Genomic DNA, 14,599 nt, shown 5'->3' with positions numbered 1-14,599 from the left:
AATCTATTTATTTCCTTTCTCAAAATCAGCTACAAACTGTGCCAATCCAATATCAGTCAAAGGGTGTTTCAACAAACCGTAAATCGCAGATAGTGGTCCGGTCATCACATCAGCACCAATTTTTGCACAGTTTACAATGTGCATCGTGTGACGTACTGAAGCAGCAAGAATTTGAGTTTCGTAACCGTAGTTATCATAAATTAATCTGATTTCTTCAATCAAAGCCAATCCATCTGTAGAAACATCATCCAAGCGACCAATGAATGGAGAAACATAAGTAGCTCCCGCTTTTGCAGCCAATAAAGCCTGTCCTGCCGAAAACACTAAGGTTACATTCGTTTTTATTCCCTTGTCCGAAAAGTATTTAGCAGCCATCACTCCTTCTTTAGTCATAGGCAATTTTACCACGATTTGCTCGTGTAAATCCGCTAACTCTTCACCTTCCTTAATCATTCCGTCGTAATCCAAAGCATTTACTTCGGCACTTACATCACCATCAACAAGGTTACAAATATCAACATAATGCTTCAAAATGCTGTTTTTTCCTGTAATTCCCTCTTTGGCCATCAACGAAGGATTGGTTGTAACGCCATCCAAAACGCCTAATGCCTGTGCTTCCTTAATCTGAGCTAAATTAGCCGTGTCAATAAAAAATTTCATATTATATAATTTAATTGTGTGTTTCTAATTCTTTTGGGCGTGACCCTTCGTGAAAACTTCGGGTCGGGCTTTCCGTTACAATCTTTTATTATTTAAAGAAAAAAATAAAAGGATTTTCACTGCTATCCCTCACGCAATATAAAATACCTAACAGCCACTGGTTGTTCTCTTCTTAATCTCAAATCTCACGCAAATTTCCGTACAAAATTACAACTTATAATGGTTCATCAGCATTTTTTCATATACTTTGTCGGGAAGTATTCGTTTCAAAACAATTGATATTTTTTGCATAAAAACGCCCACTTTATAATGAATTTTAGGTTCCCGAGTTTGGATAATCTGATAAACTGCTTCAGCCATTTCATTAGGATTACTGCCACTGTCAACATGTTCATCCATCGTTTTCAATGTATTCCCGTACGGAGTTTCGTATGCTGAACCATTTAGCACCGGAGCATGAAAACGTCCCGACGCAATATTTGTCGCAAAATCTCCAGGAGCTACATTAGTAATATGAACACCAAATGATTTCACTTCCATACGCAATGCTTCTGTGATAAGTTCTAACGCTCCTTTTGAAGCAGAATAAACACTTCTGTAAGGCAAGCCCATATACCCTGCAATCGAAGTGACATTGATAATCAAACCCGAGCTTTGCGCACGCATTTGGGGCAAAACTGCTTTCATTACTTCAATTGGACCAAAAAGATTAGTCTCAAAATTATTCTTGATCTCCTGCATCGGAATTTCTTCCAATGGTCCCGTAATCCCAACACCAGCGTTGTTAATGACAACATCAAGTCTTCCGGAAGTCGCAATCACTTTGGCAACAGCCGCATGAATCGAATCCGCATCCCGAACATCCAAAGCCACTAAAGGGAAAACCGAATTCAAAATTCGATCTGGATTCCTACTGGTTCCATACACAACAAAACCTTTATGATGCAAAAACTCTCCAACAGATTTTCCTATTCCCGAAGAACCTCCTGTAATTAGAACTACTTTATTCATGATTATTGCTGTTTGTGATGCGAAAGGTCCAAAAATAAAAAAATCCTCCCGAAGGAAGACTACTTTTGTAATAAATAAAAAATGGCAAGCGACCTACATCGCACCGCTCAACCACGTACCCTTGCTATGTTCCCATCCTGGGGGAGTCTGCAGGAGCTGGTCGTGTAGGACTTGCCGGTGCAAATATACAATCTTTTTATATTTTTACAAGAGCTTTAATCATTAAAAATAACATTGTATATTGGTACAACAAAAAAAATAAATCATGAAAAACTATAACTTCCTATCTGTCATTTTATTAGGAATCACCTTAGCAAGTTGCAACGAAGCAAAAAAAGGTGAAAATACTTTGTTCTCCTTTGATAATTCTAAATTTAAAGAACAATATAAACCTCAGGAAGTTCTTTCTTTGGAAATTTTGAACTCCAATTCCAAAACTATTGACAGCGTTGTCTACTATGTAAATGACAAAAAAATTAGTTCAAAAAAAGGAATTGACAAATTATCTTTTGAACTGAAAGATCAAAAATTGGGATATCAAAACCTAAAAGCTTTAGTATATTATGAAGGACAAAACTCAGAAGCTACCACAAGAGTAGAACTAGTTTCTGATATTCAACCAAAATTATTAAAATACACCATCGTAAATACGTATCCGCACGATATTCAAGCATACACACAAGGGCTAGAATTTTACCGAGACACGCTGTATGAAGGAACTGGAAACGGTTCTGGAAATAGTACCGGAATAAAAGGAGTTTCAAGTTTAAGAAAAACAAACTATAAAACCGGCGAAGTTTATAAAAAAGTGGAATTGGCTGACAAATATTTTGGTGAAGGTATTACGATTTTAAATAACAAAGTATATCAGTTAACCTGGCAAAATAATGAAGGGTACGTTTATGACGCAGATACTTTCAAAAAAGAAAAAACGTTTACCTATTTCAAACCAATGGAAGGTTGGGGATTGACTAATGACGGAAAATATCTTTATCAATCTGATGGTACCGAAAAAATTTGGATAATAGATCCAAACACATTTAAAGAAGTAGATTACTTAAATGTGTATTCTTTTGAAACAAAAATAAAAGCAGTTAACGAACTCGAATGGATTGACGGGAAAATTTATGGAAATGTGTATCAAAAAGACGCTATTGCTGTTATCAATCCGAAAAATGGAGCGGTTGAAGCAATTATTAATCTTGCTGATTTGAAGAAAAAAATAACTCAATTACCTGATACGGATGTTCTAAACGGAATTGCCTACAACCCTAAAACAAAAACCATTTTTGTAACGGGTAAAAATTGGGACAAAATGTTTGAAATCAAAGTTTCAGAATAATTATCATATAAAATGACAACATTAATTATCAATATTAAAGAGTTGCTCCAGGTTCGGGATTCTTCAATTTTGAAAGTTTCGGGTGCTCAGATGGCGGTTCTACCTACCATTAAAAATGCCTATTTAGTACTTCAAAATGGACTTATTTCTGATTTTGGTTCCATGGCGGATTTACCTAACATAAACCCAGAAAAGTGTATTGACGCAGACGGAAAAATAGTTTTACCCTCTTGGTGTGACAGCCACACCCATATTGTGTATGCGGGAAATCGGGAACAGGAATTTGTAGATCGAATCAACGGTTTGACGTATGAAGAAATTGCTAATCGTGGCGGTGGAATATTAAATTCAGCTAAAAAACTGAACGAAACTTCCGAAGAAGAAATTTACCAACAATCCAAAGTACGACTGGAAGAAGTCATGCATTTGGGAACTGGAGCAATAGAAATCAAATCGGGATACGGATTGACGGTTGAAGGAGAATTGAAAATGCTTCGGGTGATACAGCGATTAGCTCAAAACTATCCAATTACAATCAAAGCAACTTTTCTGGGTGCTCATGCTTTCCCATCGGAATACGCAACAAACCACCAAGATTATATCGATTTAATCATCAATGAAATGCTCCCTGAAATTGCTAAAAATAAACTGGCAGATTTCATCGATGTATTTTGTGAAACGGGTTATTTTACGGTTGAAGAAACCGAACAAATCATCGAAGCTGGGATTAAATTTGGCTTAAAGCCAAAAATCCATGTCAATCAGTTCAACTCTTTTGGCGGAATTCAAGTTGGAATAAAACACAATGCACTTTCTGTAGATCATCTAGAAGTAATGAAACCAGAAGACATTAAAGCGTTGGAAAATACAGAGACGATGCCTGTTGCATTACCTTCTTGCTCTTATTTTTTGAGTATTCCTTATACGCCAGCTCGAGAAATGATCGCGGCTGGACTTCCTCTCGCTCTGGCAACGGATTATAATCCAGGTTCAACTCCATCCGGAAATATGAATTTTGTAGTAGCAACTGCATGCATCAAAATGAAAATGACTCCCGAAGAAGCCATCAATGCTGCCACAATAAATGGAGCTTATGCGATGGGAATTTCTGAAACCCACGGCAGCATCGCCATCGGTAAAAAAGCAAATCTGATTATCACAAAACCCATACCCTCCTACTATCAAATACCTTACGCTTTTGGCAGTAATCTGATTGAAACTGTACTTTTAGAAGGTGAAATTTTTGCATAAAAAAAGAGGAACATTAAAGTTCCTCTTTTTTATTCGTATTTTTTTTGGATGATTATCTTAAGATAAAACTTGTTTTAGAAACCAATATATCAGTATCAAAAATATTGATAAAGTAAGTTCCTTTAGCAAAATCTTTACCTTTAAGATCTTGAGTTACTTGAACAGTTTTATTGTCATATTGTACAACCGTTGTAAAACTGTAGGTTAACGTATTATCTCCAAAAGTTTGTGTTTTTTTGTCTCCTAAAACATTGTTTTTACTATCAATTACTTGAACGTAATACATTTTCTCACCAGATTTAGCAATCGGGTTTTCAGGAATTGTAAAACTAACTCTAAGGACGTCAGCTCTGCTAGCTTTGTCTGTTTCAATTTGTTTTCCAGAACTTCTTAATTTAAAAGCCGATCCTCTTGTGTTTAAAACTGTCAATTTTGAACCAATTTCAACCGCTTTCGCTAATTCTTCGTTTTGACCTACCAAAACTTCATTGTATTTCTTTGATTCTCCCAAAACAACTACTGTACTATCACGTTGTGTAGTTAAAGTTGTATTTTGCTTTTTTAGCCCTTCATTTTCCGCCATTAAAACTTTCATATTGCCTTGCAGCGCGTTGAATTGAGTTCTATATTTTGACAATGAAGCCACATCACCTTTTGATTTGCTTAAATCAGACATTAAGTTCACCACTTTATCTCTTTCCAGAATTAACTCATCGGACATTGAAGTGTTTTCAGCGATAGCTGCATCATAAGTCGATTTTAATTCCTGTAAATCTTTCATCACCGACTCTTTCTCAGTCAACGTAGTTTTTAATTCCGTTTTAACAACTTCAGCATCAGAAGTCATTTTAAATATGTATATTAGACTACCCACTAATAAAATAGCTAATACAGCTATGACTGCTTTAAGACTTGAACTGCTTTTTTGATTTTCCATCTCGATTTAATTTTTGGTTTATGTACAAATTTAACAATATATAACTACCTAATAACGTAAGTTAACACAATTATATTATTTTTGACCAAAATATTTTTTTTAATGGAAAAGATTATCCCGTTTACAATAAAAGATCTCTCAAAGATAACCAACCACAGAAGTGGTGAAATAAAATTTGGAGAAAAAATGATAACTGTTCCAAAAGATGTTGATTCTGTTGAGTTTTTGAAAACTTGTGACGCTAAATATGTATTGTTTGGTATTCCCGAAGATATTGGAATAAGAGCAAATTACGGTAGACCCGGAGCTGCTTCAGCTTGGGACAGCGCCATAAAAAGCATCGCAAATATTCAGCACAATCGTTTTTGTAAAGGCAGTCAACTTGTCGTTTTAGGTCAACTTGATGTAAGTGAACTTATGAATAATGTTGAAATTCTTGATTTCAATGACATTGATGACCGTTCTAAATTGAGTCAGCTCGTTGATAAAATTGATAAAGATGTATCGCATATCATTTTCAGTATTGTGAAATTAGGAAAAACTCCAATTGTTATTGGTGGCGGACATAATAATTCCTACGGAAACATAAAAGGAACTGCTCTTGCAAAAGGCAAACCTATAAATGCAATTAATTTTGATGCCCATTCGGATTTTAGAATTCTAGAAGGACGTCACAGCGGCAATGGTTTTTCTTACGCTTTCGAAGAAGGCTTTTTGAAAAAATATTTCATTTTTGGTTTACATGAAAATTATACTTCCAAAAGTGTTTTGGATATTATCAAAAAAATTGAAGATCGAGTTCGATATATCACGTATGATAGCGTTAGTATTAGAAAAGAAAAAGACTTCGACCAAGAAATGATCTCCGCATTAAGTTTTATAAATGATGATTTTTTTGGAATTGAAATCGACTTGGATGCAATTCCTAACATTGCTTGCAGTGCTATGACAATGAGTGGCTTTTCTGTGGAACAATTGCGCCAGTTTATTTCGTTTTTTGGAAAAAATAAAAATGCTTCCTATTTGCATATTTGTGAAGGCGCACCGGATTTAGGAGAAGAAACAAACAATCATCTCATAGGAAAACTGATAGGTTATCTGGTAACTGATTTTATTAAATCCAACAGCGCATTACCAATTTAAAAAAACACTTTGGACTAAAAGACTATTGATTTAGTTGGCAAACATGAAGTCTGCACCGTTACAATTCGAAATAATAGCCACGAATTTCACAATTTAGCACAAATCACTTCGTGAAAATTTGTGGCATTTTCTTGTCAAGCTAAAAACTAAATACACTATAACAATTGATTTTACTTATTTTCAGAACCAACAACTTTTAAAAACTCCATAAATTGGGTTCCTAAAAAAGTTATAAAAAACTGTAAAAAATATTAATACTATCTTTGTCGAACTATCTATGTACTTAATACAAGATATTTAATATCCAAAATATGTTATTCGAAGAATTATCACTTTCAAAAAGTATACAAAAAGCCGTATTTGAACAAGGCTACCTTAACCCAACTCCTATTCAAGAACAATCTATTCCGCTAGTATTAGCTGGTCGAGATTTAATAGGATGTGCACAAACAGGAACAGGAAAAACAGGCGCATTTGCAATACCAATTATACATCAGTTACACCGAATTGTAGGTTCGTCCAAAAAAGCTAAAGTAATTAGATCTCTAATCGTAACTCCAACGCGAGAATTAGCCGTTCAAATAGGCCAAAGTTTCGACGATTATAGCAAATATACTAATTTGACTCAACTGACAATTTTTGGTGGTGTTTCACAAAATCCTCAAGTTGACGCCTTAAAAAACGGTGTCGATATTTTGATTGCAACTCCAGGAAGACTTCTTGATTTACATAAACAAGGTTTTATTGATTTAGATCATCTGCATACACTAGTTCTTGACGAGGCAGATCAAATGTTGGATATGGGATTTGTAAATGATGTCAAAAAAATTGTAAAGCTTACGCCAAAAAACAGACAAACGTTATTTTTCTCTGCAACAATGCCAATTGCTATTAGAGAATTAGCCGAAATGTTTCTGACGGATCCCGCAACCGTAACTGTTTCGCCAGTTTCCTCAACAGCTGAAAACGTAGAACAAAGGGTTTATTTTGTTGAAAAGGCCGAGAAAAGAAATTTACTGTATCATTTGATTAAAAATGAAAATTTATCAGATGTACTGGTTTTTTCCAGAACGAAACACGGTGCTGATAATGTTGTAAAAGCATTGCGAAAAAACAACATTGCCGCCGAAGCAATTCACGGTGACAAATCACAAAATGCAAGACAACGTGTTTTGGATGCTTTCAAAAATAAGGAAGTCGGCATTTTAGTGGCAACTGATATTGCAGCTAGAGGAATTGATATTGACCAATTGCCGTTTGTAATTAATTTTGATTTACCAAATATTCCTGAGACGTATGTTCACCGAATTGGTAGAACCGGTCGCGCTGGAAACGGTGGAATTGCTATTTCTTTTTGCAGTAAAGACGAGCACACCTATTGGAAAGACATACAAAAACTGATAAAAGTTGATGTTAAAACAGTAAATGATCATCCGTATCATTGGCACTCGGGCAGTCCCGAATCAGCACCAGCATCTGCTGCACAAAAAAATTCAAACCGAAGCGGTGGAGCGCATAAGTCAAGAAAGTCTGACGCATCTAAACAAAATAAAAAGCGCTGGTATTAATTGTATTTCCAAATCAATTTTTCAGCTGTAAGAATTGCCCTTTTAACCAAAACATAAAAACGTAATTAAACGTTAATACATTGTTATTCAACGTTTTAAATGTTAAAAGCTGTTTTAAAAAATAATTAAATCATTAAATTTGATTCAAAATATTACAAACAACTTTAAACAAAAAATTATGGAAACCTTAGTTAAAAGAAACGGATTAGTGCCAGTGATTAATTCCAGTTTATTCCCTTCAGTAAATACATTTTTTGATGATTTTATCTCAAGAGATCTTTTTGATTGGACTGATAAAAATTTTACCGCTATGGGCAGTAATTTACCATCTGTTAATTTAAAAGAAACTGATGACAAACTGCAAGTAGAACTAGCTGCTCCGGGAATGAAAAAAGAAGACTTTAAAGTTGAAATTGACAACAACATGCTCATGATTTCTTCTGAAAAACAAGAAGAAAAAGAAGAAACTAGAAAAAAAGATAATTACGTTCGCAAAGAGTTTAATTATCAATCATTCTTTCGTTCTTTTACTTTGCCTGATTCAATAGATGAAAATAAAATTGAAGCAAGTTATAAAGATGGAATTCTTCATGTTGATATTGCAAAAAAAGACAATGGTAAGAAAAAAATGTTGAAAAAAATTGCAATAAAATAAAAAAGCATTCAATCTTAAACAGATAAAAAATCGTTAAATCTAAGAGTTTGTACAAGACTTTAAAGGTTTAACGATTTTTTTTAGTGATCAAAAAATTTTCATTTCTTTAGTTTTTAGAGATTAAAATTGTAATGATTTTGTACAATTTAACCGAATCAAAAGGTTTTATAATAATATCATTAATTCCAGCTGAGAGCGCTTCTTCTGTAATATCAGCTTTATCAAAAGCTGTCAGCGCCACAATTGGTGTTTCGATTCCCATCAGACGAATTTTGCGAGTAGTTTCAAACCCATTTATTAGAGGCATATTGATATCCATCAGGATAATATCAAAATATTCTCTATCAAGGATTTCTAGAGCGGCATATCCGTTATCAACTACGCTACATTTATAATTATTCTTTTCTATGGTTTTTTTGGTCACCAGCTGATTAATACGATTGTCCTCAACAACTAAAACATTTATGGAATGAGGAGGAGAAATATCAACTTGAATGTTATTGATGATATCAATTGTTTTCTCAGGATTGTATTCGAAAGCAATCAAGAACTTAAAAATAGTTCCCTGACCAATGGTGCTTTGTAATGAAATAGTACTATTGAATAAACCTAAAAGTTGTTTTACTATGGAAAGTCCAAGTCCAGTTCCTTGATAATCCGTTTCTTTTCGACCTACCTGCACAAATTTATCAAAAATCTTCTCTTGATCTTCAGCTGCAATTCCAATTCCGTTGTCTTCAATTCTGAATTCTATAAAATAAGATTTACCTTCTACTCTTTCTAAATTTACGTGAATTATTACTTCACCATTTACCGTAAATTTCAGAGCATTACTCACCAAATTCATAATGATTTGTGAAAGCCGTAATTTATCCCCAATCAAATATACTGGTATGGCAGGATCAATTTTTACGATGATAAAATTATTATTTTTTTTAGCTAAAAAGGAAAGTGAATTTTTGACCATATTAATTTCATCCGAAATATTAAAAGTCAAATTCTCCAAAATCATTCTATTATCTTCAATTTTGTTGATTTGAAGAATATCATTTACGAGCGAAAGCAAGTATCTGGCCGAAAATTTTAGCGAACTCAAGTGTGGACTGTCGGCTAATTCTTTATGCTCGTCCAATAACATATTTGTAATTCCTACCACTCCATATAAAGGAGTTCTGAGTTCATGGCTAATGGTTGATACAAATTGCGATTTTAAAACAGAAGCTTCCTCAGCTTTTTCTTTTGCAATTAGTAGTTGTTTATTAGTCGCTGAAAGTTCTGCATTCAATTTTTTTTTGAAATTATTGTTTTTGAACAAAGTATAAAGCAAAAGCAACAAAACGACGGATATTACTGTAAATAACACCAAAATCATTTTAGATTTTTCAACAATTTGAAGTTGGGCTTTTTTTTCGATTTCAAAATTATCGATTTCTCTTTTATGCTCATCCAATTCAACATTAATTCCGGCAACATTAGCTTTCTCCAGTTTTTCTTTGTTGTAGAGTAATGCGGTAATTTCGTTATATCGATTAAGGTTTTCGTACGCATTTTTAAAATCGCCTTTGTTCATTAAATGCTTAGAATATTCAAGATGTGCAAAGGATAAATCCGACTTTTCATTGCTGTCTTTTCCAGCTTTAATAGCATTTAAAAAAGAACTAGTGGCTTTTTCATGATTGCCTTGTTGGGAATAATACATTCCGTTCAGCATATTTACAGCACCAGCATTAGAATTATTACCGAATTTTAAATTGTACTTGTTTACGAATTCTAAACTTGGATATCCTTTTTCAAAATGGCCAACGTCAAAATAAGCCCAAGCAATATTCAATTTTGTCATAAAAATCTGATTCGTGTCCGCTATTTTTTGACTATATTTAATAGCATTTTCATAAAAATTTATGCCTTTATTATATTGCTTCTTTTCAAAACAGTAAATATTGCCTAAATTGTTATGAATCTTACTTTGAAGAGTATCATTACTAGTCCTGTTAGCGTATTTTAATGCTTTATTGTAGAAATAAATAGCTTTGTCAAATTCAGCAAGTTCAGCGTAATTAGCAGCTATGGTATTGTAGGAAATTGTAGTTGCAGCAGAATCATTTGCAGTAATGGCTTTTTGTAATGCTACCTTAGAAATTTCTAATGATTTTTCAAAATTAGCCTCCTTTAAATATTGAGAAGCCAGATCCGTTAGTTTGGTAATTTCTTTTTGAGAAAAAAGTTTTGTTTGTGCAAAAATAGTACTGTTCAACGAATTTACCGTCAACAATACCCACAGAACAACACGTATTTGATACATAAACAATTAAATTTTATCAAATATACATTATATTAATAAAAAAAGAGAAAAAGTATAAATTATGTCTTAAAATCAAAAAGAAGAAAAGAATAGTTTAAATCACAGAAAAATTCCAATTATTAAACAAAAAAAAACCTGCTCAATAATGAACAGGTTAAGATAGGTACTTTAAAATACTATCAATTTCTATTATTCGATAACAGCGTCTTCTGTTTCATCAGCACCTTCCCATTGTCCTACAACAGAAGTTGCTAAAGCATTTCCTAATACGTTTGTTGCGCTTCGAAACATATCACAAAAATGATCAATTGGCAAGATCAAAGCAATTCCTTCAATTGGAATATCAAACATGCCACAAGTAGCAGCAACAACCACCAAGCTCGCTCTAGGAACGCCTGCAATTCCCTTGCTGGTAAGCATTAAAACCAAAAGCATGGTCATTTGAGTGCCTAAATCTAAATCAATACCATAAGCTTGAGCAATGAAAATACTGGCAAAGGTCATGTACATCATACTTCCGTCTAAATTGAAAGAATACCCAAGAGGTAACATGAAAGAAACAATTCTATCTTTTACGCCAAAACGTTCTAATTCTTCTGTCAATTTTGGAAATACAGCTTCACTGCTAGTTGTACCAAAAGCAATAATTAACGGACTGACAATTCTTTTAAGCAATACAGTCATTCTACTTTTTAGAAAAATATACCCCACAACAATCAATACTGCCCAAAGTGATGATATTCCAATTAGGAAAGAACCAAAAAATTTAAAATAGGTAATTGCTAATTCCTGAAAATCTCTTACAGCAAATACTCCCGCTATAGCCCCAAAAACTCCTATGGGAGCAAACTTCATTACATAGTTTACCATTTTAAGAACAATGTGAGATGTTTTATCCAAAGCGTTTGTAACTGGCTTCACATAATCTCCCAATGCAGCTGCGGCGAGACCAAAGAAAATAGAAAAGATTACAATCTGTAAAATTTCATTGGTTGCCATTGCCTCAAAAATACTTTTAGGAACAATATGTTCGATAAAATTTTCAAATGATATGTTTTGTGTTTTTGCAGTAACCTCTGAAACTGAACCCATATCAACATTTGATAAATTAAGGCCAACTCCTGGTTCCAATATGTTTACAAAAAACATTCCTAATAATAAGGAGATCAATGAAGCGGTAAAAAACCATCCCATCGCTTTCCCTCCTATTCGTCCAACTGCCTTGATGTCACCAAGTTTTGCAATACCAACAACTAAAGTGGTGAAAACTAATGGTGAAATAATCATCTGAACCAATCGAATGAAAATTGTTGCCAGAATTTTGATTTTATTACTAAAATTTTGAGCCGATTCTGGAGAAATCGAATTGTGTATGATAATGCCTAAAACAGCACCCAAAACCATAGCTATCAATATTTGCCCTGTTAATCCTGAAAAAAAAGATGTTTTTTTAGTTGTATCGGTATTCATTAATGTGTTTGTTAGGCTTCAGTACTTATCATCATTAGCACACTATCTTTTTTACTGGCGGGAAGCTAAAAATTGATATTGTGTAAAGAAGAAAAGCTCCAAAAATTAGTATTAATATGTTTTGTTTATTAGATAAAAATCAGCTAAAACAATGGCTGCCATTGCTTCAACAATAGGCACAGCTCGAGGAACTACACAAGGATCATGACGTCCCTTTCCAGTCATTTCCGTAATATTGCCTTTATTGTCTAAGGATTCTTGTTTTTGCATTATGGTAGCCACCGGCTTAAAAGCAACTCGGAAATAAATATCCATTCCATTACTGATACCGCCTTGTATTCCGCCTGAAAGATTGCTTTTTGTCGTTCCATCAGCATTGTATAAATCATTATGTTCGCTACCTTTCATTTTTGCACCACAAAAACCACTGCCAAATTCAAATCCTTTTACAGCATTTATGGAAAGCATTGCCTTACCGAGTTCTGCATGAAGTTTGTCAAAAACAGGTTCTCCTAAACCAATAGGTACATTTTGAATCACACAGGTTACAGTTCCGCCTACCGTATCACCTTGTTTACGAATATCCCGTATGTATTCTTCCATGATTACAGCTGCTTCCTCATCTGGGCAGCGAACCGGATTATTTTCGATTTTTAAAAAGTCTAAATCTTGGTATGGTTTTTCTAAAAAGATAGGTCCAACTGAAGAAACGAAAGCATTAATTTTTATTTCTGGTAACATTTGCTTTGCAACCGCTCCAGCCACAACTCTACTGGCAGTTTCACGAGCAGAACTCCGTCCGCCACCACGATAATCCCGAATTCCATATTTTTTTTCATATACATAATCAGCATGACTAGGTCTATAATTATCTTTTATATGGGAATAATCGTCTGATTTCTGATTGGTATTCGGAATGATAAAGCCAATTGGTGTACCTGTTGTTTTACCTTCAAAAATCCCAGAAAGAAATTGCACGCCATCTGGCTCTTTTCGTTGGGTAACTATAGCGGACTGACCGGGCTTTCTGCGAGACATTTCGAATTGAATTGCTTCTAAATCTATTGTGATTCCCGGAGGACAACCGTCTATTATTCCGCCTAAAGCGTCACCGTGAGATTCTCCAAAAGTTGTTACCCTAAATAGTGTTCCGTAGCTATTTCCCGCCATTATAATTAGTTTTGAACAAAAGTACCATTTTAGTTTAAAGTTCAAAATTTTAGTCTTTAAAGTTTTAACCAACATTCCACATTTATTGTTATTAAATTAATCTTGTGTTGCATTTCTTAACCTTAAATTCCATTTCATTTGATAATATTTCGATTATTTTGGTAAACTTCAAATTCAAATACCTTGAAAAAAAGAAAAGTCGAGTTAGTAGTGATTTCAGATGTACATCTTGGAACTTTCGGCAGCCATGCTAAAGAACTTTACAATTATTTATCTGCCATAAAACCGAAAATTTTAGTTTTAAATGGTGATATTATCGATGTATGGCAATTTAGAAAATCCTATTTTCCAAAAACGCATTTAAAGGTCATCCAAAAAATCATCAGTTTTGCTTCAAAGGGAACAAAGGTGTATTACATAACTGGAAATCACGATGAAATGCTCCGAAAATTCAGCGATATGAATTTGGGTAATTTTGCTTTAGTTGACAAATTAGTCCTAGATCTTGATGATAAAAAAGCATGGATTTTTCATGGCGACGTCTTTGATGCTTCTGTGCAGCACTCAAAATGGATTGCAAAATTAGGCGGATTAGGATATGACTATCTAATTCTTTTAAACCGATTTGTAAACTGGTGTTTGTTGAAAATAGGAAAAGAACCTTATTCTTTTTCTAAAAAAATAAAGGCAAGTGTTAAGAAAGCAGTAAAACACATTTCTGATTTTGAGAAAACAGCCACTGAATTAGCAATCGAAAAAAAGTATGATTATGTAATTTGTGGTCACATCCACGAGCCAAAAATGATTCAAAAAGAAACTAAAATGGGCAGTACAATGTATTTAAATTCCGGAGATTGGATTGAGAATTTAACAGCATTAGAATACAATAAAAAACGTTGGAAATTATTTCGTTATTGCGAAATGAATTATGTAGAAGAAGATAATCTATTTGAAATGGAAGATATTTTAAGCAATCAAGACATTGCTTCCGTGCTATTCTCGAAACAAAACATTTTGATGTGATTCTCTTTTAGGTGCGCTGTGATGCCGGGACATGTAAATTATATAACTTATTTCTAAAATTTTATAA

12 protein-coding genes and 1 other RNA gene are annotated in these 14,599 nt (G+C 33.7%); 6 read left to right on the top strand and 7 right to left on the bottom strand.

Annotated elements, in window-relative coordinates; all coding sequences use genetic code 11:
* Positions 1 to 3: 3 nt before the first annotated feature.
* The 3 genes from fsa to ffs form a co-directional block, all read right to left on the bottom strand.
* Complete coding sequence (gene fsa / locus AC0J6S_RS10925) at positions 4 to 660, bottom strand: fructose-6-phosphate aldolase (RefSeq protein ID WP_073353076.1); 657 nt, start codon at positions 658 to 660, stop codon at positions 4 to 6.
* A 207-nt stretch (positions 661 to 867) separates the two neighbouring features.
* On the bottom strand, positions 868 to 1,671 hold the full coding sequence (locus AC0J6S_RS10920; RefSeq protein WP_474953838.1) for an SDR family oxidoreductase: 804 nt from the start codon (positions 1,669 to 1,671) through the stop codon (positions 868 to 870).
* A 79-nt stretch (positions 1,672 to 1,750) separates the two neighbouring features.
* Positions 1,751 to 1,848, bottom strand: an RNA gene (gene ffs / locus AC0J6S_RS10915) — signal recognition particle sRNA small type.
* An 88-nt stretch (positions 1,849 to 1,936) separates the two neighbouring features.
* Between ffs and AC0J6S_RS10910 the strand changes: the two genes are divergently transcribed.
* Together AC0J6S_RS10910 and hutI are read left to right on the top strand one after the other, a co-directional pair.
* Positions 1,937 to 3,013 (top strand): glutaminyl-peptide cyclotransferase, encoded by a 1,077-nt coding sequence (locus tag AC0J6S_RS10910; RefSeq protein ID WP_474953837.1) that lies wholly within the window; start codon positions 1,937 to 1,939, stop codon positions 3,011 to 3,013.
* Between the two features lie 12 nt (positions 3,014 to 3,025).
* On the top strand, positions 3,026 to 4,264 hold the full coding sequence (gene hutI, locus AC0J6S_RS10905) for an imidazolonepropionase (RefSeq protein ID WP_474953836.1): 1,239 nt from the start codon (positions 3,026 to 3,028) through the stop codon (positions 4,262 to 4,264).
* 52 nt (positions 4,265 to 4,316) lie between these two features.
* On the opposite strand, the gene AC0J6S_RS10900 is transcribed toward hutI, so the two are convergent.
* Positions 4,317 to 5,201, bottom strand: coding sequence for a hypothetical protein (locus AC0J6S_RS10900; protein WP_474953835.1), 885 nt, complete (start codon positions 5,199 to 5,201; stop codon positions 4,317 to 4,319).
* Between the two features lie 102 nt (positions 5,202 to 5,303).
* Between AC0J6S_RS10900 and AC0J6S_RS10895 the strand changes: the two genes are divergently transcribed.
* The 3 genes from AC0J6S_RS10895 (at position 5,304) to AC0J6S_RS10885 (ending at position 8,567) form a co-directional block, all read left to right on the top strand.
* A complete protein-coding gene (locus AC0J6S_RS10895; protein ID WP_474953834.1) occupies positions 5,304 to 6,344 on the top strand; it encodes a formimidoylglutamase in 1,041 nt (346 codons plus the stop codon).
* Positions 6,345 to 6,655: 311 nt separating this feature from the next.
* The gene (locus AC0J6S_RS10890) at positions 6,656 to 7,912 is read left to right on the top strand and encodes a DEAD/DEAH box helicase (RefSeq protein WP_474953833.1); all 1,257 of its coding nucleotides are present in this window, start codon (positions 6,656 to 6,658) and stop codon (positions 7,910 to 7,912) included.
* A 139-nt stretch (positions 7,913 to 8,051) separates the two neighbouring features.
* Positions 8,052 to 8,567 (top strand): Hsp20/alpha crystallin family protein, encoded by a 516-nt coding sequence (locus AC0J6S_RS10885; protein ID WP_474953832.1) that lies wholly within the window; start codon positions 8,052 to 8,054, stop codon positions 8,565 to 8,567.
* A gap of 106 nt (positions 8,568 to 8,673) precedes the next feature.
* On the opposite strand, the gene AC0J6S_RS10880 is transcribed toward AC0J6S_RS10885, so the two are convergent.
* From AC0J6S_RS10880 to aroC, 3 genes are all read right to left on the bottom strand, one after another.
* Positions 8,674 to 10,869, bottom strand: a complete 2,196-nt coding sequence (locus tag AC0J6S_RS10880) for a response regulator (RefSeq protein ID WP_474953831.1) — start codon at positions 10,867 to 10,869, stop codon at positions 8,674 to 8,676.
* A gap of 189 nt (positions 10,870 to 11,058) precedes the next feature.
* Positions 11,059 to 12,339: a dicarboxylate/amino acid:cation symporter gene (locus AC0J6S_RS10875; RefSeq protein WP_474953830.1), complete on the bottom strand. Its 1,281-nt coding sequence runs from the start codon at positions 12,337 to 12,339 to the stop codon at positions 11,059 to 11,061.
* A gap of 111 nt (positions 12,340 to 12,450) precedes the next feature.
* A complete protein-coding gene (aroC, locus tag AC0J6S_RS10870) occupies positions 12,451 to 13,509 on the bottom strand; it encodes a chorismate synthase (RefSeq protein WP_474953829.1) in 1,059 nt (352 codons plus the stop codon).
* A gap of 183 nt (positions 13,510 to 13,692) precedes the next feature.
* On the opposite strand from aroC, the gene AC0J6S_RS10865 reads away from it, so the two are divergent.
* Complete coding sequence (locus tag AC0J6S_RS10865) at positions 13,693 to 14,532, top strand: UDP-2,3-diacylglucosamine diphosphatase (RefSeq protein ID WP_474953828.1); 840 nt, start codon at positions 13,693 to 13,695, stop codon at positions 14,530 to 14,532.
* The last annotated feature ends 67 nt before the right edge of the window (positions 14,533 to 14,599 follow it).

This window comes from Flavobacterium sp. TS_SC_5, from assembly GCF_056156265.1.
The sequence above is the reverse complement of the archived record's forward strand: the minus strand, read 5'-3'. Positions and strand labels throughout refer to the sequence as shown.